Origin of the sequence: Actinomycetospora chlora, assembly GCF_039542135.1 — a bacterium.
GTDB classification, from domain to species: domain Bacteria; phylum Actinomycetota; class Actinomycetes; order Mycobacteriales; family Pseudonocardiaceae; genus Actinomycetospora; species Actinomycetospora chlora.
The window spans coordinates 88050-114760 of record NZ_BAABHO010000003.1 but is presented as its reverse complement, the minus strand read 5'-3'; the positions used below and the strand labels follow the sequence as shown (position 1 = coordinate 114760).

Below are 26711 nucleotides of genomic sequence, written 5' to 3'. Positions count from 1 at the left end.
CTCCGGTGACTCCGGTGACTCCGGTGACTCCGGTGACTCCGGTGACTCCGGTGACTCCGGTGACTCGGAGGACGCCGGCGACGAGCCCGAGAGCACGTCCACCGACGACGCGTCGGCCGAGGAGGACACGGCCGGGGAGGACACGGCCGGGGACGGCACGGCCGGGGAGGACACGGCCGACGACGCCGACGGCTCCGATCCGGACACCAGCCGGCCGGAGGCTCCGGCCGCGACCGGCGCCGACGACGCGCCGGCCTCCACGGGCGCGACGAGCGACACCGACCCGACGCACCCACCCACCGCGGAAGACCCCGACCAGGCCGCCGCGCACCCGGCGCCGAGCGCCGTGACCCCGCCGGACGTGCGGGACGGCGACGGACCCCCGCCCGACGCGTGGCGGGCCCAGGCCGGCCCGGCGACCGCCGTGCCGGGGCCGCGCGTGAGCGCCGAGGACGCCGACGCCGACGCGGTACACGGCGGGGTCGCCGCACGGGACGTGCCGCACCACGCCGCCCCGTGGGAGACGCACCTGCGGGACTCGCTCGCCGCCGCGCTCCACGGCGACCCCGCGCGGCACGGCCACCGGCCCGACGTCGTCGACGTCATCGCCCACCTGATCGTCCGGGTCGCCCGCGCCGACCACGGCGAGCTCGACCGGTTCCCGGGACTCCAGGACGCCGCACGCCACCTGCTGCACGTCGTCGGGCTCGACCCCGGCGCGTCCCCGGGCGCGCCCACCGCGCCGGTGGCGACGCCCGGGACCCCACCGGGCGGGACGGGCCCCGACCCCGACGCCGGTCCCGGCCCGATCGACACGTCCCCGGCCGACACGCCCCCGGCCGACACGCACCCGGTCGACACACCCCCGGCCACCGGCGCCGGGAACACGGACGTCGGGAGCGCCGACACCGACACCGACCCGGACCCCGATGCCGGTCCGGTGATCCCGGTCCCGCGCGCCGAGGTCCCGGCGACCGGCCCGGCAGGCACCTACCACGGCGGCGTCGTCGTGCAGCAGGTCCTGCCCGGTGGCGAGGGCCGCCTGCGGGTGACGTACGCCGACGGCTCCCAGCGCGACGTCACGCGCACCGTCGTCGACGGCACCACCACCGACACCTACTCCCGGGCCGACGGTGTCGTCGTCACCGAGACCTACGGCGCCGACGGCGGCTGGACCGCGACCGGTCCGGACGGCGCGACCACCACCGCGGTCCGCGCGGGCGACGTCCTCACCGAGGAGGTCCGGGCGGCCGACGGGACGGTCACGACGACCACCGCGCGGCTCGCGCACCCCTCCTACGGGATCACGATCCGCCCGGGCGAACAGCAGTTCACGACCACGACCGTCGGGCTCGGCGGGGCGGTCGCCCAGACCCGGGTGCTCGGTACCGCCGACGGCGAGGCCGTGGCGATCACGACCTCAGGGACGTCGACGGCGACCGCGCGGGTGGGGGTCGACGACCACGCCAACCTCGACGGCAGCGTCACCCGCACCTTCACGTTCGCCGACGGCCGCACCGAGGCCTTCACGGTCAACGCCGCCGGCGAGGTCCTCCACCACGAGTCCCACCCGCCGCCGACGCCGGCGCCGGCCGGTGCCACCACCGCACACCGCGGTGTGGTCCTCGAGATCGACGCCGGCGGGACGACGCCCCACACGGTGGAGCAGCACCTCGCCGACGGCACCGTGCGGCAGGTGACCCGGTCGACCGACATCGACTCCATCCGGACCGACAGCTGGACCGAACCCGACGGGTCGACGGTGGTGGAGAGGTCGGTGCCCGGCGGGCCGGGCGCCACGACGACGACCACCGCCCTCGACGGCACGACCACCGTCCTCGTCCGGGACGGGTGGCAGGCCGAGCTCACGACGACGGGCCCCGACGGCGTCACCACGGTGACGACCGCGACGAGCTTCTCGCCGTCGGCGGAGGTCCTGCGGACCACCGTCGGGGACGTGGAGACCTCCGTCGTCCTCGACGCCGACGGCGACGGCGCGACCGCCACGATCCGCGACGGCGGGACGACACAGACGGTGCGGGTCGCGATCGAGGCCGTCGCGAATCCCGACGGCAGCGTCACCCACGTCCTGCGCTTCCCGGACGGCCGCACCGAGCTCGTCACCACCGGGCCCGACGGCGCGCCGGTCGCCCTCGAGACCCGGGCGGACGCGGGCGGACCGGCCACCCCGACCGGCGACCCCGGTGCCGCGGTCAACGGCTCGTACCACGGCGGGACGGTGCGCGAGGACGTCACGACCGACCCGGCCACCGGCGCCGAGCACATCACCCGCACGTACGCCGACGGCACGGTCGTCGAGCTCGACCGTCCCGCACCCGGCGAGGACGCCGTCGCCACCCTCCCCGACGGCACCCGCGTCGCCGAGCAGGGCGGCGGCGGGTGGGGGACGACCACCAGCGAGGCCCCGGACGGCACGCTCACCCGGCGCTGGTGGGACGACCTGGCCTACACCGCACTCACCGAGCACCCGGACGGTGCGTCCTCGGAGACGCAGTGGACGTACGGCGCCGCGGGCGTGCAGTTCCGCACCACCGAGACCGGGACCGACGGCACCGAGACCGTCACCGGCGTCCGGATGCTCGCCGACGGCGGTGCGCTCGCCACCGTCACCGGGCCCGACGGCACCACCACCGCCCGCCTCGACGTCGACGAGATCGAGAACGTCGACGGGACGGTCACGCGCGTCTTCACGGCGCCCGACGGCCGCACCGACGCGTTCACCCTGGACGCGAACGGCGTCGTCGTCCACCACGAAGGCCACCCCGGCCACGGCGGGTCGACCGGCCTCGCGACCGAGCGGGTGATCGGCACCGACCCCGGGACCGGTCGCGTGACCGTCGAGGTCGTCCACGCCGACGGGACCGTGCAGGAGGTCCAGCGCTTCGCCACCGGGGACGACGTGTACGAGTCGTGGGTCGAGGACGACGGCACGCGCGTCACGCAGCACGCCGAGGGGACGGCCGGCGCCAGCACCGAGGTCGGCCCGGACGGGTCGAGCACCGTGCGCCGCTGGGACGCCGACACGGGCTTCGCCGAGGACCGCACCGAGCTCGACGGCAGCGCGACCCGTTTCCGGACCGACCTGTACGGCCGGGTCCCGAACCCCGGCGGCGAGCTCTTCTCGACGGTCCAGATCGGCCTGACCGGCCAGACGCTGAGCACCAGCGTCGTCACCACCGCCGACGGCGGGGCCGCGGCCGTCGCCACCCGCAGCGACGGGGTCTCGGTCACCACCCGTCTCGACGTGCGCACGGTCGCGCACCCCGACGGGTCGACCACCCGCGTCTACACCTTCCCCGACGGCCGCACCGAGTCGGTGACGGTCGACGGGCGCACCGGCCTGGTGATCGACCACGAGGGGGTGCCGGCGGGCGGCCCGGTGCCGCCGGCCGCCGACTCCGAGGCCACCCCGCCGACGGTCGAGGTCTCGACGACGCCCGACGGCGACCGCTACGAGGTCCGCACCCACGCCGACGGGTCGGTCGAACGGATCACGACCAGCACCGTCGGGAACTGGGTCTCGGAGGTCACCGACGCCCACGGGCAGACGCTGCGCACGGACGTCACGGCGGGCTCGATCAGCAAGACCGTGACGCTCGCCGACGGCAGCTCGACGGAGGTCACGCGCTGGCCCGGGTCACTGGTCGTGCGGGTGACCGACGTCGACGGCACGGAGGCGACCACCTCGACGTCCGAGGACGGCCGCGTCGAGTCGAGCGTGTACAACCCGGTCACCGAGCAGACCATCCTGCGGATCCATCTGCCGGACGGCACCGAGACGCAGTCGATCCGGGGCGAGGGCGGCGCGTCGCACTCGGTCTCGGTAGCCCCTGACGGCACCCGGACCGAGATCATCACGACCCCCGGGGGCGACCGCTCCGAGCAGACCGACCGCCCCGACGGGACGATCCACATCGAGGGGCAGCGGGACGGGCGGGACTTCGTCGGCGAGGCACGTCCCGACGGCTACGCCACCCAGACCGAGATCGACGGGTCGCGGACGACGACGGTCACCAAGTGGCCGGACGGCACCATCGAGCAGCGCACCGACGACGGCGCCGGCACGGTCGAGAAGCTCACCACGCGGACCGACCACACCTGGACGAAGAGCACCCAGCTCCCCGACGGCGGCACCCGCGAGCAGAACCTGACGGCCGACGGCCGCATCACGGTGCTGGAGAAGGGCCCCGGCGGATGGCCGTCCACCTGGACCGACATGCACCAGGACGGCTGGCGCTTCCAGGCCCGCGACGACGCGGACGGGTCGCACTTCGAGCGCGTCACCGAGCCCGACGGCACGTTCTGGACGAAGTCCGAGGATCGGTCCGCGACGTCCACCGACCCGAGCGCGACGATCGAGAGCTGGGGCGACACCGACGGCTCGCTCCGCACCCGCATCACGCAGCCGAACGGCTCGTGGTCGGAGGTCCACCAGTACACCAACGGCGACCGGGTGATCACGCAGTGGACCGACCCCGGCACCCGGAACTTCGGGCGCGGGCAGGTCGCGGGCGGCGACGCGCCCGTGCCCCTGGAGCGGTTCTGGCGCCTCGAGACCGCGAGCGGCTACACCCGCACCGAGCTGACCTACCAGGACGGGTCACGGGTCGAGATCACCGATCCCGCCGGCACGACCGCGGGCACCCCGGCCGCGACCGTCATCGGCGAGCAGAACCTGCTGTTCGTCAAGAAGTTCGACCCCCAGGGCGCGCTGACCCTCGACACCGTCGTCCTCCGCCCGCCGGACACCCAGGCGGCGCCTCCCGGCATCCCGACGCTGCCGCCCCGCCTCGGCGACCAGAGCCTCGCGGCGCAGGGCGCCTTCCGGGCCGCCTTCGCCCTCGAGGGCTCGATCACCGAGCGCTTCGAGACCGGGCTGTTCAGTGGCGAGTTCACCGCGGAGGGCCGGATCGGCGGTTCGATCGCCGGACAGGGGTCGGTCGAGATCGGCGACACCGGCATCGACGCGCAGGGGTCCGTGGAGGTCTTCCTCGGTGCGGAGGGCCGGCTCGGCGGCACCCTGGGCACCCCGCTCGGCGAGATCGGGGGCGAGGCCGACGCCGAGGCCATGATCTACGCGGCGGCGGCCGCCACCGCACACATCGGCCTGGACGGCGTCCAGGCCTCGGTGTCCGCGGAGGCGATGGTCGCCGCCCGGGTCGGCGCCTCCGGCGGTGGGGACCTGGGCTTCGTCCGCGGCGAGTACGGGGCCGAGGTCGGCGTCGGGCTGGGGGCCGAGCTCGAGGCCGACGCCGAGATCTCCGGTGACCGGATCGGCTTCAGCTTCGACGCCAGCATCGGGCTCGGCATCGAGCTCGGCATCGAGCTGGACCTGTCCTTCAGCCCGAGCTCGTTCGTCGAGGGCATCGGGGACGTGATCACCGACCCGATCGGGGCCGCCGAGGACGTGGGCGAGTTCTTCGGCGACACGGCCGAGTGGTTCGCCGGGGGCGTCGTGGACATCGGCGGGGCCATCGGTGACGGCGCCGAGGCGCTCGGCTCCGGGATGGAGGACCTCGCCGACGTCGTCGACGACCTGGCCGGCGACATCGAGGACGCCGTGGGCGGCACCGCCGAGGACATCGCCGAGGCGGCCGCGGACGCCGGGCGGGCGGCCGCCTCCGTCGTCGAGGACGTCGCCGGCGTCCTCGGGGACGCGGCCGGGGCGGTCGGCGACGTGGTCGACGACCTCGTGGACTTCGCCGGGGACGCCGTCGACGCGCTGGGAGACGTGCTGGACGACCTGTTCTGACGACCTGTTCACGGGCGGCCAGTGGGCGATGATGCCCCCGTGACCGCGGGATCGTCGTCCTTCCGGGACCTGCCGCCGGCGCCGTGCCTCGCCGGGATCGCGTCGTCGGTGTGGATCCAGGAGGTCGGGGACGCCCCGCTCGCCCAGCGCCACGTGCCGCACGGCGGGGCCGAGGTGCGCTGCGTCCTCGGGGAGGCACCCCGCCTGCTCGGCCCGCTGACCGTCGCGACCCACTGCGACATCCCGGCCGGCGGCACGGTCGTCGGGGTGCGGCTGCGTCCGGGTGTGCTCGGGGGCCTCGTGGGGCTGCCGGCCGACGAGCTCGCCGACGAGGACGTGCCCGGTGTCGAGCTCTGGCGCGACCTCGCCCGCTGGACCGACGAGCTCGGGGGCGCGCCGTCGGCGCGGGCCGCGCTGGAGCTGCTGCAGGGCTTCGTCGCCCGCGCCGTCGGCGAGCCCGATCACCTCGTCGACGAGGCCGTGCGCCACCTCGTGCCCGGGCGCGGCGGCACGGCCGTGCTGCCGGGCCTGGTGCCGCTGTCGCAGCGCCAGCTCCGCCGGCGGTGCCGGGCCGCCGCCGGGGTCGGCCCCAAGGAGCTCCAGCGCCTCCTCCGGTTCCGCGTGTTCACCGCCCGCGTCCAGGCGGCGGTCGACGACGGCGCGCCCGGCGACCTGGCCGCGTGGGCCGTCGAGGCGGGCTTCCACGACCAGGCCCACCTGACCCGGGAGTGCCGCCGGCTCGCGGCGGTGACGCCGGCGGAGTTCCTCGCGCAGTACCGGGCGGCGTGCGGCGGCGCCGACGACCACGACCACGCCGCGGCCTACCGCCCGCTGCTGCGTGGCCGTTCCGTACAAGAGCGGCGGCCCCGCCCGGCCTAGCGTCGCCGACCATGATCCTCGTGACCGGCGGCCTCGGCTCCATCGGGGCGCACACCGCGCGGGCGCTGCTCGACCTCGGCGAGCCGGTGGTGCTCACCGCGCACCGCTCCACCCGGCTGCCGGAGTTCCTCGCCGGGGAGCCGACGGACCGCCTCGCCGTGGAGCCGCTCGACACCACCGACCGCCAGGCCTTCCTCGCCCTCGCCGAGCGCTACCGGATCACCGGCGTCGTCCACCTCGCCGCGGCCCCGCACGACGCGCCCGATCCCGTGGCCTACCTGCAGGCGGAGGCCACGGGGCTGCTGAACGCCCTCGCGGCGGCCTCGGCCCGGGGCGTCCGGCGGTTCGCCGTCGCCAGCTCGATCGCGGTCTACCTCGGCGTCGACGACCCGCCGTGGCGCGAGGAGTCCCCGCTGCCGACGGTGGCGGCCCACCAGATCCCGGTGGCCAAGAAGACCGCCGAGCTGTGGAGCTCGCTCGTGGGCGCGCACGCCGGGTTCGACGTGGTCCACCTGCGGATCGGCACGATCTGGGGGCCGCTCGGGCTACCGGACTCGCCGTTCTTCGCGCTCCCGCGCCTGCTCAGCGCGGCCGTGCGCGGCGAGGCGCCCGACCTGACCCCGCCCCGGCCGCCCGCCCACGCCGGGGACGCGACCGACCTCTGCTACGTCAAGGACTGCGGTCGGGCCATCGCCCTGCTGATGGTCGCCGACCGTCTCGGGCACGCCACCTACAACGTCTCGAGCGGGCGGCTGGTGCCCTACGCCGAGGTCGTCGCGGCGATCAACGCGGCCGTCCCCGGCGCGAATCTGGTCCTGCCGGCCGGGCACAGCAGCGGCCGCCCGCCCGAGGGACACCTCGACATCGCCCGGCTGCAGCACGACACCGGCTTCGTGCCGGAGTACGACGTCGACCGCGCAGTCGCCGACTACGTCGGCTGGCTGCGCACCCACGAGGCGTGAGGAGCGGGGATGGCACGGGTCGTGATGCAGGCCGTGGTGTCGGTGGACGGGTTCATCGCCCGGCCCGACGACAGCGTCGGGCCACTGTTCGACTGGTACTTCAACGGCGACACCGCGCTCGTCGCGGAGCCCAGCGGGTGGACCTTCCGGGTCTCGGCGGCGTCGCACGCCCACCTGCGGCCCTTCTGGGACGCCATCGACGTCACGGTGATCGGGCGGCACCTGTTCGACACGACCGACGGCTGGGACGGCAAGCCCGCGGCCGGCGACCAGCTGGTGGTCGTCACCCACCGGCCCCTGCCCGAGGACTGGCTCGCCGCCCATCCCGACGCGCCGTTCCACACCGCCGGCTCGGTGGCCGAGGGCATCGCGCGGGCGAAGGAGCTCGCGGGGGAGGACGGGTTCGTCTGCGTCACGGCGGGCGACGTCGGCGGGCAGGCGTTCTCGGCCGGACTCGTCGACGAGGTCGAGATGGACGTCGCGCCGGTGGTCCTGGGGGAGGGCGTCCGCTTCTTCGGCGACCACACCGGCACCGTCGAGCTCGACGACCCCGACCGCGTCGTGCGGGGCGACCGCGTCCTGCACCTGCACTTCACCGTGCGCCGCTGACCCCACAGGGCGTCTGTACCGACCGCTGATCGGACGAATCTGCTGCCCCGACCCCGCATCCGGTGACGGGCAACGGTTTCCGTCGCGAGCGATCTCACCAACCATCGAGGAGGGAGTCGGGGCCCAGGAAACCGCCACCGGACGACGGGACGTCCATGACACGCCACCGCGCGCCGACCGCGGCGGCCGCGTTCGACGCGGCCCCCGCGACGGGAGCGCCGCGGCACCGCAGGCCCTCGCCCGGTGCGCGGCACCTGACGGCGATCGTGCTCGCGGGCGCCGTCGCCGGGGGAGCGGTGACCACCGGGGTCGCGCTGTCCGCGGGCGACGGTCGTCCCGCACGGCCGGAGGCCGACGACCGGGTTCCCGCGCCCGACGTGGCACCCGAGGCGGCCCCCGAGGCAGCACCGCCCGGCGCGGCCGCGCCGGAGGTGGAGGCGCCGCAGACGCCGTCCCCGGTCGCGGCCACGCCGGTCCCCGAGGCGGCGCCGGACCGGCCCGTGTGGCGGGCGGACGGGCCGGACGCCTTCCGCGCCACCCCGTGGAACACCGTCGGGACCACCCCGCCACGCACCGACGGCGACGTCACGCGGTTCGCCGTCACCGGCCCCCATCAGCGCAGCGAGCTCGAGCCCGCCGCGCCGGAGATGCGCGAGGGCGACGAGTACTGGTTCGCGTTCTCGGTCCGGCTCGACGACCGCTTCCCGGCCGGTGGGTCGAGCCGGCAGGTCATCACGCAGTGGAAGAACGACAGCCCGGGTACCGCGCCGTTGGACCTCCGCGTCCGCGACGGGCACCTGGTGCTGCACGGGGGCTACGGCCACCCGTCGGGGCCGCGCACGTTCGACCGCGTGCTCGGCCCGGCACCCGTGGAGGAGTGGTCGGACGTGGTGGTCCGCATCCGGTTCTCGGCCGACCCGGACCGCGGCGACGTCAGCGTCTGGCAGGACGGGGACCAGGAGCTGCACTCCTTCCACCCGCCCGGCGGGACGCTCTACCCGGGCCAGACGAGCTACCTCAAGACCGGCCTCTCCCGCGACCCCATGATCACCCGGCCGGCCGCGGTCGACTTCCGGGGCTGGGTCGTCGGACCGACGCGGGCGTCGGTGGCCTGAGGGCCCCTACCCTCGGGTCGTGGACACCGACCTGCGCGCCGCCGTCGAGGCCGTCCTGCCCGACGCGCGGACCGACCTCGAGGCGCTCGTGCGCATCCCGAGCATCTGGGCCGACCCGGCGCACGCCGAGGACACCCGGCGCAGCGCCGACGCCGTGGCCACCCTCGCCCGGGCGGCCGGTGCCGCGACCGTCGACGTCCTGGCCGCGGCGGGCGGTGCGCCCGCGGTCGTCGCGCACTGGCCGGCCCCCGACAGCGCGCCGACCGTCATGCTCTACGCCCACCACGACGTCCAGCCCACCGGCGGCGACGAGCTGTGGACCTCGGCGCCGTTCGAGCCCACCGAGCGCGACGGCCGGCTCTACGGGCGCGGGGCGGCCGACGACAAGGCCGGCGTCATGACCCACCTCGCCGCGCTGCGCGCGTACGGCGGGCGCCCGCCGGTGGGCGTCGTGCTGTTCGTCGAGGGCGAGGAGGAGTCCGGGTCGCCGACGCTGTCCGCGCTGCTCGCCGAGCACCGCGACGCCCTCGCCGCCGACGTCATCGTCATCGCCGACGCCGCCAACCCGGCCGTCGACGTCCCGGCGCTCACCACGAGCCTGCGCGGCCTGGCCAACATCGTCGTCGACGTCTCCACCTCCGAGCGCGCCGTGCACTCCGGCATGTTCGGCGGGCCGGCCGGCGACGCGCTCACCGCGCTCTGCCGCCTGCTCGCGACGCTGCACGACGACAAGGGCGAGGTCGCCGTCGCCGGGCTCACCGTCGGGTCGTCCGACGCCCCCGACACCGAGGAAGCGACCTTCCGCGGCGACGCCGGCCTCCTCGACGGCGTCGAGCTGCTCGGCACCGGCACCATCTCGGAGCGCCTGTCGCACAAGCCCGCGATCGCCGTGCTCGGCATCGACGCGCCCGCGGTCGACGGTTCGGCCAACGTCCTGCTGCCCCGCGCCCGCGCGATGGTCAGCGTGCGGCTCGCCCCCGGCGACGAGACCGGCCGCGCCGTCGGCGCCGTCACCGAGCACCTGCGGCGCCACGTCCCGTGGGGCGCCCACCTCGACGTGACGCCCCGCGCGACCGGCGAGCCGTTCGCCCTCGAGGCCACCGGCGAGGTCTACGACCTCGCCCGCGACGCCCTCGCCACGGCGTTCGGGAACGACGCCGTCGAGATGGGCATGGGCGGCACCATCCCGTTCATCGCCGAGTTCGCCCGCACCTTCCCGGGCGCGACGGTGATGGTCACCGGCGTCGGCGACCCGGCGAGCCGCTGGCACGGCGTCGACGAGAGCCTCGACCTCGGGATGTTCGGTCGCTGCGTCCTCGCCGAGGCGCTGCTGCTGCGGTCCCTCGCGCAGCGCTGAGGCGTCACGGCAGGTCGAGCCGGCGCAGCCGCTGCGGGTCGGCGATGACGTCGATGGCGACGATCCGGTCGCCGCGCACGGTCATCGTCACCAGCGTGAGGACCTGGCCACCCGCGACGGTCAGGTAGCCGGGCGCCCCGTTGACGACGACCGGCCGGGCGTGGGGCGCGAGCGCGTTGAACCGCCGGGCCTGCCGGGCGACGGCCGGTGCGCCCGTCACCCGGCGCGACGGCCCCAGCGGCCCGTCGCCGGCGTCCGCGCGCAGCACGACGTCCGCGTCGAGCACGGCCAGCAGGCGGGTCAGGTCGCCGTCGCGCGCGGCGGCCAGGAAGGCCTCCGCGACCTCCCGGCGGCGCGCGGCGTCGGTGCCGGTGTCGGTGGCGCCGTCGGCCGACGGGGTGCTCCCGCGGACGCGGTGCCGCGCCCGGCTGGCCAGCTGCTTGGCCGCCGCGGGGGAGCGGCCGAGCATCGGCCCGATCTCGGCGAACGGGACGCCGAACAGGTCGTGCAGCACGAACGCGAGGCGCTCGGCGGGCGAGAGCGCGTCGAGCACCACCAGCAAGGCGAACGAGACCGAGTCGGCGAGCACGGCCCGCTCCTCGGGGTCGTCGTCGGCGGCCGTCACGACGGGGTCGGGCAGGTGGACCGCCCACGGCTCCTCCCGCCGGGCGGCGCGGGCCCGCAGCATGTCCAGGCAGATGCGCGAGACGACGGTGGTGAGCCAGCCGCCGAGGTTCTCGACGCCGTCGGTGTCGTGGCGGGCGAACCGCAGCCAGGCCTCCTGCACGGCGTCGTCGGCCTCGGACAGCGACCCCAGCATCCGGTAGGCCACCGCGCCCAGGCGCCGGCGGTGCGCCTCGAAGAGGGCGTCCTGCTCGGTCCCCACCTGTCACCTCCCGGCCGTGCGGTCCGTCGAGGTGGTGACGAACCGCAGCACGCCGAGGTCTCACGCGCACGCCATCTCGAACACGGAGGACGCGACCATGGACACCACACCCCGCGCCCGGACCCTGAGGATGCAGGGCCTCGTCAACCGTGCGGGCGGTCCTGCGCACGCCCGTGCTCGCCGGGCTCGTGGGCCGCCGGCTGGCCGTGCTCGAGGTGGTCGGCCGCCGATCGGGCCGGCGCTTCGAGGTCCCGGTGGCCTACACGCCCCTCGGGGAGGTCCTGCTGATCGGGACGCAGTTCGCCTGGGGCCGCAACCTGCGCACCGGTGAGCCCGTCTCGATCCGGCTCCGCGGGCGGCGGCGGGTCGCGGACGTCGAGGTCCTCACCGGCGAGGACGACGTCGTGGCGGCCTACGCGGTGATGGCCCGCGACAACCACGGGTTCGCGGGCTTCAACGGGATCGGGTTCGACGAGCGGGGGGAGCCGGTGGCCGAGGACCTCCGCCTGGCCTGGGCCGCCGGGGCCCGCGCGTTCCGGCTGACGCCGCGCTGACCCCGCTCCCACCAGCCGGGGGAGCCGCTGGGAGCGAGGTGGGAGTCGGCCCTGCCAGCGTTCCCGACGAGCGGTCGCCGTCGGGGCGACCGCCACGCCGGGAGGAGCCGACATGCCCGTCTACACCGTCACCACCCAGATGGGCCGCCTCGACGAGGAGCAGCGCGAGCGGCTGGCCAAGGGCATCACCGCGATCCACGGAGAGGAGACCGGTGCGCCGGAGCCGTTGATCCACGTCATCTTCAACGCCTACCCGCAGGGCGTGGCGTGGTCGTCCAGCCGGCCCGGCTCGCCCAACATCATCAACGCCAGCGTGCGCGCGGGCCGCTCCCCGGAGGTGCGCACCCGCATGATGCAGCGGATGAGCACGCTCTTCTGCGACGTGACCGGCCTCCCGGAGCGGGACGTGCTCGTCGCCCTGTTCGACTTCGACCCGAGCTGGGCGATGGAGGCCGGCATGGTCACCCCGCCGACGGAGCCCGCCGCCGAGGCCGCCTGGAACGCGGAGTTCCTGCGCCGCTACCCGGCCGACCAGCACTGACGTCGCCGCCGTCGGTGCGACGGGCGCGCCCCCGGCCCCCAGCGGGTAGGAACTCCCCATGGACACCCTGCACCACTGGGCCGGCGGCACCGCCCTCACGTCGACCGGCGAGCGCGTCGGCGAGGTGACCGACCCGGCGACCGGTGAGGTGACCCGCCACGTCGCGTTCGCCACCGAGGCCGACGTGGAGGCCGTCATCGGGGCCGCCCGGGACGCGTTCCCGGGGTGGCGGGACACCTCCCTGACGGCACGGACGCAGATCCTCTTCCGGTTCCGCGAGCTGCTCAACGCCCGGGCCGACGAGCTCGCGGCGATCATCACCGCCGAGCACGGCAAGGTGCTCTCCGACGCCGCCGGGGAGGTCGCGCGGGGGCAGGAGGTCGTGGAGTTCGCGTGCGGGATGCCGCACCTGCTCAAGGGCAGCGCCACCGAGAACGCCTCGACGGGCGTCGACGTGCACTCGGTGCGCCAGCCGCTGGGCGTCGTCGGGATCATCAGCCCGTTCAACTTCCCGGCCATGGTGCCGATGTGGTTCTTCCCGATCGCGATCGCCGCCGGCAACACCGTGGTGCTCAAGCCGTCGGAGAAGGTGCCGTCGGCCGCGCAGTGGCTCGCGGAGCTGTGGGCCGAGGCGGGGCTGCCCGACGGGGTCTTCAACGTCCTGCACGGCGACCGGACCGCCGTGGACGGGCTGCTGACCCACCCCGACGTCCGGAGCGTCAGCTTCGTCGGGTCGACGCCGATCGCCCGCCACGTCTACGAGACCGGCACGGCGCACGGCAAGCGGGTGCAGGCCCTGGGCGGGGCGAAGAACCACGCCGTGGTGCTGCCCGACGCCGACCTGGACCTGGCCGCCGACCAGGCCGTCAACGCCGGGTTCGGGTCGGCGGGGGAGCGGTGCATGGCGATCTCGGCGGTGGTGGCGGTCGGGTCGGCCGGGGACGCGCTGGTCGAGAGGATCGCCGAGCGGGCGCGCGGGCTGGTGACGGGCGACGGCCGCCGCGGTGCGGACATGGGCCCGCTGGTGACCCGCGCGGCGCAGGAGCGGGTGTCGTCCTACGTCGACGCCGGTGAGGCCGCGGGGGCGACGCTGGTGGTGGACGGCCGGAAGGTCACGCCCGACGCGGAGGGGTCCGGCTTCTTCGTCGGGCCGACGCTGTTCGACCACGTCACCACCGACATGTCGATCTACACCGACGAGATCTTCGGGCCGGTGCTCTCGGTGCTGCGGGTGGACAGCTACGAGCAGGCCGTGGCGCTGGTCAACGCCAACCCCTACGGCAACGGCACCGCGATCTTCACCAACGACGGCGGGGCCGCCCGGCGGTTCCAGCACGAGGTGGAGGTCGGGATGATCGGGATCAACGTGCCGGTGCCGGTGCCGATGGCCTACTACAGCTTCGGCGGGTGGAAGAGCTCGCTGTTCGGCGACACCCACGCCCACGGCACCGAGGGCGTGCACTTCTTCACCCGCGGCAAGGTCGTCACCACCCGCTGGATCGACCCCGCCCACCGCGGCGGGGCGGGCGGGATCGACCTCGGGTTCCCCCGCAACGCCTGATCCTGCGCGGAGTGCTGCCGGAGACCAGGTCGGGCTCCTAGGCTGGCGTGATGACCCCCGCCACGGCACCGGCAGCGGAACCGCTGCGGGTGGTCGTGGTCGACGACCACGAGATCGTCGTGGCCGGGCTGACGGCGATGCTCGCGCCCTTCACCGACCGGGTCCGCATCGTCGGGTCGGCCCACGGCGTCGACGAGGCGCTCGAGGTCATCGGGTCGCTGGAGCCGGACGTCGTGCTCGCCGACGTGCGCCTCGAGGGCCAGAGCGGGCTCGACCTGTGCCGGCGCCTCGGGGAGCAGTCCGCCGGGCACCGGGTGGTGCTGCTGTCGGTCTACGACGACGAGCAGTACCTGTTCCAGGCGCTGCGCGCCGGCGCCGCGGGCTATCTCCTCAAGCGCATCCGCGGCGAGGAGCTCGTCTCGCAGCTCGAGCTCGCGGCCGGTGGCACGACGGTCATCGACGCCACGATGGCCGGCCGGGTCGTCACGTCGGCCGCGCGCCTGGAGCGCGACGAGTTCTGGCCGGGCGCCCACCTGGGGCTCAGCCACCGCGAGAGCGAGGTCCTGGCGCTGATCGTGGCGGGGTGCACCAACCGCGCGATCGCGGCCCGTCTCGTCGTCGGCGACGAGACCGTGAAGACGCACGTGCGCGCGGTGCTGCGCAAGCTCGACGTCCCCGACCGCACGGCCGCGGTGGCGAAGGCGTTGCGGGAAGGGGTCTTCCAGTGACCGGATCTCGTCGCGATCGCGACCGCGTCGCGTGATCGGGAGCCTGGGGTTCGCGGACCCGGAGCGCGAGAACGCCGTCCTGCTCGCCATCATCGAGGCCTCCGCGAGCGGCCCCGACCCGGAGTCGCGCGCCGAGGCGGTCGCGCGCGTGATCACCGACGCGACCGCCACGGACGTCTGCTTCGTCCACGTCCTCGACGACTCCGAGCAGTCGCTCACGCTGCTCGGCGCGACGCCCCCGTTCGACGCCCACGTCGGGTCGGTGCACCTGCCCCTGGGGCGCGGGGTCAGCGGCTGGGTGGCGAGCCACCAGGAGCCGGTGGTGATCCTCGAGGACAAGGAGGCCGACCCGCGCTACCTGCCCATCCCGGCCCTGCGCGGTCAGGACTTCACCTCGATGGTGTCGGTCCCGATGATCAGTTCCCCGTGGGGGCTGACCGGGGTGCTGAACGTGCACACCCGCGAGCGGCACGACTTCGGCGATCGCGACGTGCGGCTCCTGCTCGCGATCGGGCGCCTGCTGGCGGGCGGGGTGCACCAGGCCCGCATGCACCGGCAGCTCGCCGCGCGCGAGCGCGCCCGCGAGCGCTTCGCCGAGCAGATCGTCGCCGCGCAGGAGGCCGAGCGCCGCCGGCTGGCCCGCGAGATCCACGACGGCATCTCCCAGGGCCTCGTCTCCCTCTCTTACCACCTCGACGCCGCGATCACCCATCTCGACCGCGGCGACCCGGGCCCGACGCGCGACGACATCGACGCCGCCGTCGCGCTCGTCGACACCACCTACGGCGAGGCCCGCGCCGTGATCGGCGCGCTCCGGCCCCCGGTGCTCGACGACCTCGGCCTCGCCGGTGCGCTCGCCGCCCTCGCACACGACACGCCCGGAGGCATCGCGACGTTCGTCGCCCTCGACGACGTCGAGGTGCCCGACCACATCGAGATCGCCCTCTACCGCATCGCCCAGGAGACACTGCAGAACGTCGTCAAGCACGCGGCCGCCGACCGGATCAGCATCCGGCTCGGCTCGGACCCCGCGGGCGTCCGGCTCGAGGTGACCGACGACGGTGTCGGGTTCAGCCCCGACGAGGCCTCGGAGCCGGTCGGGGACGACGGCGGGTTCGGCCTGGCCTCGGTACGCGAGCGCGCCGAGCTCATCGGGGGCACGCTGCGGGTCGCGACCCGGCCCGGCGAGGGCACCACGGTCACGGTCACCGCCCCGCTCCCGGCGGGCTGACGGCCGCGCCGGGAGAACAGGGTCAGTGGAACAGACCCTCGCGCAACGCCCTGGCGAGCGCGGATTCCCGGTCGTTGACCCCGAGCTTGCGGTAGATCGCCCGCACGTGGGTCTTCACGGTCTGCTCGCCGACCACCAGGCGCGCGGAGATCGCGCTGTTGGTCATCCCGGTCACGATCAGCGCGAGGACGTCGCTCTCCCGCGGGGTCAGCCCCAGGTGTCCGCCGGACCGGTGGTCCGCCGGGCCGACGCCGGTCGTCGTCTCCTCCTGTCCACGGCCCGCCGCGCGCGGATCGACGACCAGGTCGCCGGCACGGACCCGGAGCAGCGCGTCGACGAGCTCCCCGGCGGAGACCTGTTTGAGCAGGTAGCCACGCGCCCCGGCGTCGAGCACGCGGGTAACGGACGCCTCGTCGTCGTGCGCGGCGAAGACGACGACTTGCGCGGGGCCCCGGGCGACGAGGTCACGGCAGACGTCCAGCCCGTCGGCGTCCCGCAGCCGCGTCTCGACGAGCACCACGTCCGGGGCGAGGTCCATGGCGACCGCCACCCCGGTGCGTGCGTCCTCGGCCTCGCCGACCACCCGGACCTCGGGGCGGTCGGCCACCATCATCCGCAGACCGGCCCGCACCATCTCGTGACCGTCGATGATCACGACCGTCACCGGGCGGACCGCGTCGTCGCCGGGCCGGGACCCGGCGCCCCGCCGGCCGGTGGGCTCGGCGGGGCGCCGGGAGTCCGTCATCGCGCGCCGACGGTGGGCAGCTCCTCGCCGACCGGCGGGAGGTCCGCCGCCTCGCGCAGGGCCTTCGCGGCCGCCGCGGGGTCGTCAGCCGAGTAGATCGACCCGCCGACCACCGCGATCTCCGCGCCGGCCTCCTTCACCGAGGCGATCGTGCTGACGCTGACACCGCCGGCGATGGAGAACGGCACGCCGGCCTCGCGCCCGTCGACCAGCAGCGACTCGATCGAGTAGTCGGGGCGGGCCTGCTCGTCGAGCCCGGCGTGGATCTCGACGAAGTCCACGCCGAGCTGGGAGACCTCCTGGATGCGGCGCACCCGGTCGTCCACGACCGTGATCATGTCGGCGACGACCTTGCGGCCTGCCTTCTTCCCGGCCTCGACAGCCCCCTTGATCGTGTCGTCGTCGGCCGTACCCATGACCGTGACCAGGTCCGCGCCGACGGCGAACGCGAGGTCGGCCTCGAGCTCGCCCGCGTCGGCGGTCTTCAGGTCCGCGAACACGAGCCTGTTCGGGTGCGCGGACTTGATCGCGCCGATGGCGCTGACGCCCTCGGCCTTGATCAGCGGGGTGCCCAGCTCGAGGATGTCGACGTAGTCGGCCACCTTCCGTGCGAGGGCGAGCGCCTCGTCGAGCGTGGGAACGTCCAGTGCTACCTGCAGCTTCACGGCATCTCCTGATCTGTGTTCGACGTGCTCCTCGTCCGGGCGGACTCGGAAGGGGGGTCGCCGTGCGTCGACGGCGACGGGTGCTCGGCCGCGCGGGGGACGCTCACGTCGACGCGCGCGACAGCGAGCGGCGGGCGGCGTCGACGACGGCGTCCACGGTCAGCCCGAACTGCTCGTAGAGGGTCTGGTGGTCCGCGCTGGCCCCGAAGTGCTCGAGGGAGACGATCTCGCCCCGGTCACCGACGAAGCGTCGCCACGGCATCCCGATCGCGGCCTCCACGGCCACGCGCGCGGTCGTCGCGGGCGGCAGGATCCCGTCCCGGTAGGACTCGTCCTCCGCGTCGAACCACTCGACGCACGGCATGGAGACGACCCGGGTGGGCACGCCCTCGCCCTGGAGCACGTCGCGCGCCGAGAGGGCGAGCGCGACCTCGGATCCCGTGGCGATGAGCAGGAGCTCCGGCGCCCCGCCGCCGTCGGCCTCGGCGATCGTGTAGCCGCCGCGCCGGACGCCCTCGCCGGTGACGCCCTCGAGGATCGGGACGTTCTGCCGGGTCAGGGCGAGCCCGGCCGGCCCGTCCGGCCGTTCGAGGACGCGTCGGAAGGCCGCCGCGGTCTCGCGGGCGTCGGCCGGGCGGACCAGCGCCAGGCCGGGGATCGCGCGCAGGGCGGCGAGGTGCTCGACGGGCTGGTGGGTCGGTCCGTCCTCGCCGAGGCCGATGGAGTCGTGGGTCCAGACGTAGATCGTCGGCAGCTCCATCAGCGCGGCCAGCCGCACCGCGGGGCGCATGTAGTCGCTGAAGACCATGAAGGTGCCGCCGTAGGCGCGCGTGCCGCCGTGCAGCGCGATCCCGTTGAGGACGGCGCCCATGGCGTGCTCGCGGACGCCGAAGTGCAGGGTGCGCCCGTACGGCGAGGCCTGGCCCCACTTCTCCGTCGCGATGGAGCTCGGACCGAAGGAGTCGGCGCCCTCGATCGTCGTGTTGTTGCTCTCGGCGAGGTCGGCCGACCCACCCCAGAGCTCGGGGAGCACGTCGCCGACCGAGGCGAGGACGGCCGCCAGCGCCTTGCGGGTCGCGAGGGCGTCGTCGTCGGCGCTCCAGTCCGGGAGGTTCTCGGCCCAGCCGTCGGGGAGCTCGCGCCGGGACATCCGTCGCCACAGCTCGTGGCGGTCCGGGTTGGTCGCGGCCCACGCGTCGAACGAGTCCTGCCACGTGCGCCGCACGTCGCGGGCCCGCTCGCGGATCCCGCGGGTGTGCGCGAGCACGTCGTCGTCGACGGCGAAGCTGCGCTCCGGGTCGAAGCCGAGGATGGTCTTGACCTGGGCCACCTCGTCGTCGCCGAGCGCCGCGCCGTGCGCGGCGCCGGTGTTCATCTTCTCCGGGGCGGGGAAGCCGATCACGGTGCGCAGGACGATGAACGACGGCCGGTCCGTCTCCGCCGCGGCCCGCTCGAGGGCGTCGCAGATGCCGGCCACGTTCTCGCCCCCGCACACGCTCTGGACGTGCCACCCGTAGGCCTCGTACCGCTTCGCCACGTCCTCGGACAGGGCGATCGACGTGTCGTCCTCGATGGAGATGCGGTTGTCGTCGTAGATCACCACGAGGTTGCCGAGCTGCTGGCGGCCGGCGAGCGAGGACGCCTCGGCGGTGACCCCCTCCTCGATGTCCCCGTCGGAGGCGATGACGTAGATCCGGTGGTCGAACGGGCTCTCGCCGGGGGCCGCGTCGGGATCGACCAGGCCCCGCTCGCGCCGGGCCGCCATGGCCATGCCGACGGCCGCCCCGAGGCCCTGCCCGAGCGGGCCCGTCGTGATCTCGACGCCCGCCGTGTGGCCGTACTCGGGGTGTCCCGGCGTCCGGGATCCCCAGGTCCGCAGCTGCTGCAGGTCCTCGACCTCGAGCCCGTAGCCGGCCAGGAACAGCTGCAGGTAGAGGGTGAGGCTCGAGTGGCCGCACGAGAGGACGAAGCGGTCGCGGCCGGCCCAGCCCGGGTCCGCGGGGTCGTGGCGCATGACCCGCTGGAACAGGGTGTACGCGAGAGGGGCCAGCGACATCGCGGTCCCCGGGTGGCCGCTGCCGCAGCGCTGCACCGCGTCCGCCGCGAGGACCCGCACGGTGTCGACCGCCCGCCGGTCGAGGTCCGACCAGCCCTCCGGGACCGAGACCGCGAGCAGCGAGGAGACGTCGTCGGGGACGTCCGCATCGGGACGGACGGGGCTGGCTTCGACGGTGTTCACGGGCCCTCCTGGGGGCGAAAGGTCACGGTGCGGTCGGCGCCGGACGGGCCGGCCCGCGGCCCGCGAGCGTCTCGGGCTGGTTCGTCGCTTCGAGCACGGACATCCACAGGTCACCGTCGGGATCGACGCGGTTGCGGTGGCTCGTGATCAGGGGCATGGGCACGTGCACGAACCGGCGCCGCCAGCGGACGACGACCGTCTCGGTCCGGCCGGCCATCGCGGCGTGGACCGCGGCGTGGGCGAGCCGGAGGCAGTAGACGCTGTCGTAGGCGTTGGCGGTGACGCTCCGGATGGAGTAGCTCGGGTCGATGTAGCGCAGCGTCGGCTGCAGGCCGACCCGCGTGAGGTGGGCCCGGATGCTGTCGGTGAGGAACTGCCCGATGTCCCCGAGGCGCAGGTTGCCCGAGGCGTCGGTCGCGCCGTCCGCGTCGAGCCGGCCCGCCGCCTCGAGCAGGTCCTGGCCGGCGCCCTCGGCGACCACGATCACGACGTGGCCGCGGGTCATGACGTGGTGCTCGACCCGGGCCAGCAGCCCGTCCTCCCCCTCGAGGTCGAAGGGGACCTCGGGGATGAGGACCATGTCGGCCCCCGGGTCGGCCAGGGCCGCGTAGCAGGCGATGAACCCGGAGTGCCGGCCCATCAGCTTCACGATCCCCACGCCGTGCTCGTGGGCCGCGGCCTCGATGGCGACGGCGTCGATGAAGTCGGTCGCCCGCTCGAAGGCGCTCTGGAAGCCGAACGACTGATCGGTGTAGGGGAGGTCGTTGTCGATCGTCTTCGGGATCGCGATCACCGCGATGTCGAGTCCCCGGCGGGTGATGGCGTCCACGATCCGCATGGCGGCGCGGATGCTCCCGTCGCCGCCGATGACGAAGAGGATGTCGACGTCGCGCGCGACGAGGGTGTCGACCATCTCGTCGGCGTCCTGGTCGCCGCGGGAGCTGCCGAGGATGGTGCCCCCGGAGCGGGTGATCTCGGCGCCGCTCTGCGTCAGGTCGATGGTGTCGTGCCGGTACTTGCGCGTCAGTCCCCGCAGACCGTTGCGGAAGCCGAGGATCCGCCGCACCCGGTAGTGCACCGTGAGCTCCTGCACCACCCCCCGGATGACGTTGTTGACGCCGGGACAGAGGCCCCCGCAGGAGACGATGCCGGCCGTCGTCACGGCCGGGTCGAAGTAGATCCGACGGCGGGGGCCGGCGGTCTCGAACGACGGGAGGTCGGCGGCGGGAGTCGCGCCGACCACGGAGATCGTGTCGTCGAGCATCACCCGGTCGTCCTCGTGGACGAAGTGGGGGGACGTCTGCTTGTCGGCGAGCCGCTCGGAGAACGGCGAGGGGTGGCGCCCCTCGCCGAGGGTGCGCACGTGGAGGTCGTGCAGATGTACCGTCACGATTCATCCCCGGAGCTGGGTGGTCTGCGGTCCGTTCGGCTGGGGCTCGCCGGGGTCACCCCGTCGGGACCCGGTCGGCGGTGATGTGCCGGATGAACTGCACGGATCCCTCCGCGACCAGCAGCGACTCGGTGTGCGTGGTGCCGTCGACGCGTCGCGGCGCGGCCAGCAGCGCGCCGCCGCTGACGCCGGACGCCGCGAAGACGGCCTCCCCGGAGACGAGGTCGTCGCGGTCGTGGACGCGCTCGAGGCTCATGCCCGCGTCGCGGATCGCCTGGGCCTCCTCGGCGGTCTTCGGGGCCAGCCGCCCGAGCATCCCGCCGCCGAGGGCCCGGACCGCGGCCGCCGTCATCACGCCCTCCGGGGTGCCGCCGACCCCGAGCAGGAGGTCGGTGTCGGAGGTCGGCAGGAGCACCTCGAGCGCCCCGGCGACGTCGCCGCCGGGCGGCGTGTGCACCCTCGCGCCCGCCGCCAGCACCTGCGCGATCAGCCCGTCCGGCCCCTGGTGCCGGGGCTTGTCCATGATCACCACGCGTAGCTCGCGCACCGGCTTGCCCAGGGCCTCGCCGACCTTCTGCAGGGTGCGCTCGGGTGGGTCGTCGAGATCGACGGCGCCGCGGGCCGCCGGTGGGACCACGATCTTGTCCATGTAGAAGCCGGGGCCGGGGGACCAGAACACCCCCGGAGCGCCGAGCGCGATGGTCGACATGGCGCCGGGGAGACCCATCGCGCAGAACGACGTGCCCTCCAGCGGGTCCACGGCGACGTCGAAGTCGGGCCCGGCCTCGCCGTCCCCGACGACCTCCCCGTTGAACAGCATCGGGGCGTCGTCCTTCTCGCCCTCCCCGATGACGACCGTCCCGCAGCCGGGGACGTGCGCGAGGGCGCGGCGCATGGCGTCGGTCGCGGCGCCGTCGGCGGCGTCGGCGTCGTGCCGGCCCACCCACGGCGAGCAGGCGAGCGCGGCGCTGTGGGTCGCCACGATCGCCGTGGACCCCAGGACGTCGAGGTACACGCGTGGCGGCAGCAGCGTGTCGTTCTGGACCGGCATGTCGGACTCCACCTCTCGTCACGAAGAGCGTCGGACCGGGCGCGCGCGGCGGAGCCGGGCCCGGGACGGCCGGCTAGCTGCTCGGTGCGCGGTCGGCGAGCCGGTCGGGACGGGCCGGTGCCGGTCCCGGCCCGCTGGGGATGCCGTGCGGTCGGCCCTGCCGGACCCACGGCACCTCGCCGCCCACGATCGTCGTGTCGACGGCGACGCGGAGCCCGCGGGCGGCGGCGCGCGGGTCCGGCGCAGCCGTGACGGCGGTGCCGACCACCGCGACCACGGCGCCCGAGCGCGCGACGTCGCCGATGCTCTCGAGGTCCACGCCGCCGGCGACGGAGAACGGCACCTCGGACTGGCGGCCCGCCTCGATCACGGCGCGGATCGACCACCCGCGAGGAGCCTCCCCGTCGGGGCCCGCGTGGATCTCGCAGAACTCGGCGCCGAGCCGGACGACCTCGCGAGCACGGGCGACGAGCTCACGAGCGGTGATCATGTCGGCGACCACGCCCTTGCCGTGGCTGCGGGCGACGGCGACCGCCGCCGCGATGGTGTCGTCGTCGGCGCCGTCCAGGACCGTCACCAGGTCGGCACCCGCGGCGAAGGCGAGGCCGGCCTCGAGACCGCCGGCCTCGGCGGTCTTCATGTCGGCGAGGACCGTCGTCCCCGGATGGGTGGCCTTGATCGCGCTGATCGCCGCGGTGCCCTCGTTCTTGATCAGCGTGGAACCCAGCTCGAGGATGTCGACGTACTCGGCCGCCGCGCGGGAGACGACGAGCGCCTCGTCGAGCGTGGCCACGTCCAGGGCGAGCTGCAGTTTCATGATCCTGCCTCCCTGCGGGATCGGTGACGGTCGCGGTGACGGGGGACGGCGGCGTTCACTCGAGGTTCGCGTGGAGGCGCCACAGGTCGCGCGCCGTGGTCCCGCTGCCCTGCCACAGGACGTGGAAGAGCGCGTCGGTGAGGATCAGGACGGACTGCTCGAACAGGCTCCCGGCGTACTGGGCCGAGGTGGTGCCGTCGAAGTCCTGCTTGTCCGCCGCCGGCACGACCAGCGTCACGGTGGCGAGGGACGCGAGGTCGGAGTCCGGATCCGTGGTCAGCGCGAGCACCCAGGCGCGCTGGTCGGCCGCGGCACGCGCGGCGGTGACCACCCGCTTCGTCGACCCGGAGCCCGACGCCGCGACCAGCACGTCGCCCTCGACGATCGCCGGCGTGGTGGTCTCGCCCACGACGTGGGCGGCCTTGCCGAGGTGCATGAACCGCATCGCGGCCATCTGCAGGGCGAGCCCGCTGCGTCCCGTGCCGACGGTGAACACGCCGGAGGCACTGGTGATGATCTCCGCGGCCTTGCCCCACGCGTCGGTGTCGAGACCCTCGACGATCCGGCCGTGCTCGGCGGTGATCAGGTGCGCGGCCTCGCCGAACCGGGCCGCATCACCGCCGGCGCCACCCGTGTCGAGCTCGTGCGATGTCGACGTCGACATGGAGACAGCCCCTTTCGCCGGGAGGTCCCGTGCCCTCGTCGGGCGTCGAGCCGTCCCGGGGCCTCGCGGTCCGGGTGGGAGTCAGTGCGTCCGGGATGGAGCCCTCCCGGGGAGGTCGTGCGGTCGGTCGGGTCCTCGAGCCCCGGCGCGACGTCGAGCGTGGGTCGCTGCCGCCGGTGTCCGGTGGCTGCCGTGCCCGGGCGCCCCGCCCGGCCCGGCGCCGGACCTCGGCGCGGCGCGTTCTGCCTTCTCGGACCGGCTCGTGGCCGGTCTCCGTGCCGTCCCGGCGACGGGTCGGCGGGCCCCTCGCTCCGGCCGGCGCTCGCGGCCGGCCCGTCCTCTCGGCGTTCACGGATGTGACGCTAGGCACGCCGTCGGACCCGGGGCCTCCCCTACGCGGGGGAGTCGAGGGGTTACCCGGGGTGCGCGCGGTCCCCCGGTTGCCCGACTTCGACAGGTACGTCCGACGTATCGCGTCCCGGCGCTTGCGCGTCCTCGCCGGGGGCGGCTACAAAGTCCCCGTCGGACGCCTCGAGTCGTCCGACGACACCCCGGCCCGTTCCCTCGCCCCCTCGGGGAGCGCGCCCCTCCGGGTGTCACGCACGGATGGCGCCGTCCTGCGCGCATCCGGTCGTCACCGTGATCCCGCACCGGGTCGATGCCCGCGACGTCGTCGCGATCGGCGCGACCGGTCGCCGGTGATCGTTCGTCACCGCGCCGGACCGAGGCCCTCGATCCGGCCGGCACTCCACGTGAGAGGTAGGGGACTCATGTCATCTCTGAGCGATATCGCCCGGACACTGGTGTCCGACAAGCGCGGCATCCTGGCGGCCGACGAGAGCGTCGGGACGATGGGCAAGCGCCTCGAGGGCGTCGGGGTCGAGTCGACCGAGGAGAACCGGCGTCTCTACCGGGAGCTGCTGCTCACCACGCCGGACCTCGCCGCGTCGATCAGCGGCGCCATCCTGTCCGACGAGACGATCCGCCAGGTGCTCTCGGACGGGACCACGTTCCCGGACGCGCTCGACCGGATCGGGGTGCTCGCCGGGATCAAGGTCGACACCGGGGCCAAGGCGCTCGCCGGGGCGCCGGGCGAGACCGTCACCGAGGGGCTGGACGGGCTCCGTGACCGGCTCGAGGAGTACGTCGGGCTGGGGGCCACGTTCACGAAGTGGCGCGCCGTGTACTCGATCGGCGACGGTCTGCCCTCCGAGCGCGCGATGCACGCCAACGCCCACGCCCTCGCCCGGTACGCGGGTCTGTGCCAGGAGGCGGGTCTCGTGCCGATCGTGGAGCCCGAGGTCGTCATGAACGGCGAGCACTCCCTGGAGCAGTGCCGGGAGGTGACCCGCACGGTCCTGCGGTCGGTGTTCGCCGAGCTGGGGCTCATGGGCGTCGAGCTCGAGGGCATCGTCCTCAAGCCGAACATGGTCGTCGCGGGCGACGAGTCCGGGCAGCGGCCCAGCCCGTCCGAGGTGGCGCGCGCCACCGTCGACACGCTGCGCGAGACGGTGCCGCCGGCGGTACCGGGGATCGCGTTCCTCTCCGGCGGGCAGGACCCGGAGGAGGCCACGAGCAACCTCGCGGCCATGAAGGAGCTCGCGCCCCTGCCCTGGGAGCTGACCTACTCGTTCGGGCGCGCCCTGGTCGGTCCCGCCCTCGAGACCTGGCGGGGCAGCCAGGACCAGTGGGACGCCGCGCAGAAGGCCCTCTCGGAGCGCGCGGTCGCGAACGCCTCCGTCCGCTGAGCCCGATGGCGACATGGACGCTGCACCGACGACACGTCATCACCGAGCGCGCGGCCGGCTCGCCGAGGACCCGGCCGCGACGCCCCGGACGGAGGGCACCAGTGAACGCACCCGCGATCGTCGCGTCCGTGCTCGGCGCCGACTACTCCCGCCTCGCGGGTGAGGTCCGCGACCTGCAGAGCGCCGGGGTCGACCGCATCCAGTGGGACGTCATGGACGGCCACTTCGTCCCGAACATGACCTTCGGCGCGGCGGTCGTCGGGGCCTGCCGGCCCCACGTCGACCTGCCCTTCGAGGCCCACCTCATGGTCGAGGACCCGGACCCCGTGCTCGCGGACTTCGTGTCCGCCGGGTGCAACACGGTGATCGTCCACGTCGAGGCGTGCCCGCACCTGCACCGGACGCTGTCCATGATCAAGGGGATGGGCGCGCGCGCCGGGGTGGCCGTGAACCCGTCGACGTCGCTCGACTTCGTGGCGCACGTCCTCGACCAGCTCGACCACATCCTGGTCATGACCGTCAACCCGGGGTTCGGCGGCCAGGAGTACATCGCGGCGATGGAGGACAAGGTCGCCGAGGCCCGCGAGATCGCCGACCGGTCCGAGCGCCCCGTCCAGGTCGAGGTGGACGGCGGCATCTCCGCCGACACCGCCGCCGCGCCCTGGCGGGCCGGCGCGGACCTCCTCGTCGTCGGCTCCGCGATCCTCGACCATCCCGACGGCAAGGGCGTCGCGACCGAGGAGATCCGCCAGGTGCTGACGGAGGCGGGGACGGCCTCCTGAAACACCGACGCACGATCAGCCAGGGCACGTCCACCGGAGGTGCCGACGCACGACGGAGGGGAGTTCTCCGATGATCGACAACGCCACGCGGGAGAGTCAGGACCGTCTGTTGCGGCAGGCGGTCGGGGTGCTGCGCACCCGCTACGAGCTCGGGACCGGGTACCCGGGGGTCTCGTCGGGCGAGGCCGCCGACGTGGTCGGCGTGCTCGAGGCCGCCGCGGCCGCCGACGACGGCGACGGGACCGACCGGGAGGAGGCGCTCGCCCTCGCCCACCGGCTGGTGGACGACGACCAGCCCGAGGCGTCGCCCCTCTGGCCGCGCTCGCACTGAGCCGGCCTCGCGCCCCCGGCAGATTCGTTGCCGGTGGCGCCCTCCGGGGACGCGGCCACGACCCGGTCCTCGTGGTCCGCGCC

Annotated in this window: 22 protein-coding genes; 14 read left to right on the top strand and 8 right to left on the bottom strand. The window is 74.8% G+C overall.

Going from position 1 to position 26711, the window contains the following annotated elements:
- From ABD994_RS02805 to ABD994_RS02780, 6 genes are all read left to right on the top strand, one after another.
- On the top strand, positions 1-5773 hold a 5773-nt coding region (locus tag ABD994_RS02805; protein WP_345410857.1), incomplete at its 5' end, for a hypothetical protein.
- 39 nt (positions 5774-5812) lie between these two features.
- Positions 5813-6652, top strand: a complete 840-nt coding sequence (locus tag ABD994_RS02800; protein WP_345410855.1) for a DUF6597 domain-containing transcriptional factor — start codon at positions 5813-5815, stop codon at positions 6650-6652.
- A gap of 11 nt (positions 6653-6663) precedes the next feature.
- Positions 6664-7614 (top strand): NAD-dependent epimerase/dehydratase family protein, encoded by a 951-nt coding sequence (locus tag ABD994_RS02795; RefSeq protein WP_345410854.1) that lies wholly within the window; start codon positions 6664-6666, stop codon positions 7612-7614.
- 9 nt (positions 7615-7623) lie between these two features.
- Positions 7624-8223: a dihydrofolate reductase family protein gene (locus ABD994_RS02790; protein WP_345410853.1), complete on the top strand. Its 600-nt coding sequence runs from the start codon at positions 7624-7626 to the stop codon at positions 8221-8223.
- 155 nt (positions 8224-8378) lie between these two features.
- Positions 8379-9338 carry a heparin lyase I family protein gene (locus ABD994_RS02785; RefSeq protein WP_345410852.1) on the top strand — a complete coding sequence of 320 codons (960 nt, stop codon included), beginning with the start codon at positions 8379-8381 and terminating at the stop codon, positions 9336-9338.
- 19 nt (positions 9339-9357) lie between these two features.
- Entirely contained in the window at positions 9358-10695 is a 1338-nt protein-coding gene (locus tag ABD994_RS02780; protein ID WP_345410851.1) for a dipeptidase, read from the top strand.
- 4 nt (positions 10696-10699) lie between these two features.
- Here the strand turns inward: ABD994_RS02780 and ABD994_RS02775 are convergent, their stop codons facing one another.
- The gene (locus tag ABD994_RS02775; protein ID WP_345410850.1) at positions 10700-11581 is read right to left on the bottom strand and encodes a sigma-70 family RNA polymerase sigma factor; all 882 of its coding nucleotides are present in this window, start codon (positions 11579-11581) and stop codon (positions 10700-10702) included.
- Positions 11582-11730: 149 nt separating this feature from the next.
- On the opposite strand from ABD994_RS02775, the gene ABD994_RS02770 reads away from it, so the two are divergent.
- The 5 genes from ABD994_RS02770 to ABD994_RS02750 all read left to right on the top strand — a co-directional run bounded on the left by ABD994_RS02770 (position 11731) and on the right by ABD994_RS02750 (position 16196).
- On the top strand, positions 11731-12135 hold the full coding sequence (locus tag ABD994_RS02770) for a PNPOx family protein (RefSeq protein WP_345410849.1): 405 nt from the start codon (positions 11731-11733) through the stop codon (positions 12133-12135).
- A 112-nt stretch (positions 12136-12247) separates the two neighbouring features.
- Positions 12248-12676 carry a tautomerase family protein gene (locus tag ABD994_RS02765; protein ID WP_345410847.1) on the top strand — a complete coding sequence of 143 codons (429 nt, stop codon included), beginning with the start codon at positions 12248-12250 and terminating at the stop codon, positions 12674-12676.
- A gap of 58 nt (positions 12677-12734) precedes the next feature.
- The gene (locus ABD994_RS02760) at positions 12735-14237 is read left to right on the top strand and encodes a CoA-acylating methylmalonate-semialdehyde dehydrogenase (protein WP_345410846.1); all 1503 of its coding nucleotides are present in this window, start codon (positions 12735-12737) and stop codon (positions 14235-14237) included.
- Between the two features lie 50 nt (positions 14238-14287).
- Positions 14288-14965, top strand: coding sequence for a response regulator (locus ABD994_RS02755; protein WP_345410845.1), 678 nt, complete (start codon positions 14288-14290; stop codon positions 14963-14965).
- 31 nt (positions 14966-14996) lie between these two features.
- Positions 14997-16196: a GAF domain-containing sensor histidine kinase gene (locus ABD994_RS02750; protein ID WP_345410844.1), complete on the top strand. Its 1200-nt coding sequence runs from the start codon at positions 14997-14999 to the stop codon at positions 16194-16196.
- A gap of 22 nt (positions 16197-16218) precedes the next feature.
- On the opposite strand, the gene ABD994_RS02745 is transcribed toward ABD994_RS02750, so the two are convergent.
- From ABD994_RS02745 to hxlB, 7 genes are all read right to left on the bottom strand, one after another.
- Entirely contained in the window at positions 16219-16941 is a 723-nt protein-coding gene (locus ABD994_RS02745) for a response regulator (protein ID WP_345410843.1), read from the bottom strand.
- Complete coding sequence (gene hxlA, locus ABD994_RS02740; RefSeq protein ID WP_345410842.1) at positions 16938-17606, bottom strand: 3-hexulose-6-phosphate synthase; 669 nt, start codon at positions 17604-17606, stop codon at positions 16938-16940. Before hxlA ends, ABD994_RS02745 begins: the two co-directional genes overlap by 4 nt.
- A 103-nt stretch (positions 17607-17709) precedes the next feature.
- Positions 17710-19782 (bottom strand): transketolase, encoded by a 2073-nt coding sequence (tkt, locus tag ABD994_RS02735; RefSeq protein ID WP_345410947.1) that lies wholly within the window; start codon positions 19780-19782, stop codon positions 17710-17712.
- An 85-nt stretch (positions 19783-19867) separates the two neighbouring features.
- Positions 19868-21235, bottom strand: a complete 1368-nt coding sequence (locus tag ABD994_RS02730; RefSeq protein WP_345410841.1) for an ATP-dependent 6-phosphofructokinase — start codon at positions 21233-21235, stop codon at positions 19868-19870.
- Positions 21236-21290: 55 nt separating this feature from the next.
- The gene (gene glpX / locus ABD994_RS02725) at positions 21291-22286 is read right to left on the bottom strand and encodes a class II fructose-bisphosphatase (RefSeq protein WP_345410840.1); all 996 of its coding nucleotides are present in this window, start codon (positions 22284-22286) and stop codon (positions 21291-21293) included.
- 73 nt (positions 22287-22359) lie between these two features.
- Positions 22360-23103 carry an orotidine 5'-phosphate decarboxylase / HUMPS family protein gene (locus ABD994_RS02720; protein WP_345410839.1) on the bottom strand — a complete coding sequence of 248 codons (744 nt, stop codon included), beginning with the start codon at positions 23101-23103 and terminating at the stop codon, positions 22360-22362.
- Between the two features lie 55 nt (positions 23104-23158).
- Entirely contained in the window at positions 23159-23767 is a 609-nt protein-coding gene (hxlB, locus tag ABD994_RS02715; RefSeq protein WP_345410838.1) for a 6-phospho-3-hexuloisomerase, read from the bottom strand.
- A 770-nt stretch (positions 23768-24537) separates the two neighbouring features.
- Between hxlB and ABD994_RS02710 the strand changes: the two genes are divergently transcribed.
- The 3 genes from ABD994_RS02710 (at position 24538) to ABD994_RS02700 (ending at position 26628) form a co-directional block, all read left to right on the top strand.
- Positions 24538-25515 (top strand): class I fructose-bisphosphate aldolase, encoded by a 978-nt coding sequence (locus ABD994_RS02710; RefSeq protein ID WP_345410837.1) that lies wholly within the window; start codon positions 24538-24540, stop codon positions 25513-25515.
- A 101-nt stretch (positions 25516-25616) separates the two neighbouring features.
- Positions 25617-26297, top strand: a complete 681-nt coding sequence (gene rpe / locus ABD994_RS02705) for a ribulose-phosphate 3-epimerase (RefSeq protein WP_345410836.1) — start codon at positions 25617-25619, stop codon at positions 26295-26297.
- Positions 26298-26367: 70 nt separating this feature from the next.
- Positions 26368-26628 (top strand): hypothetical protein, encoded by a 261-nt coding sequence (locus ABD994_RS02700; RefSeq protein ID WP_345410835.1) that lies wholly within the window; start codon positions 26368-26370, stop codon positions 26626-26628.
- The last annotated feature ends 83 nt before the right edge of the window (positions 26629-26711 follow it).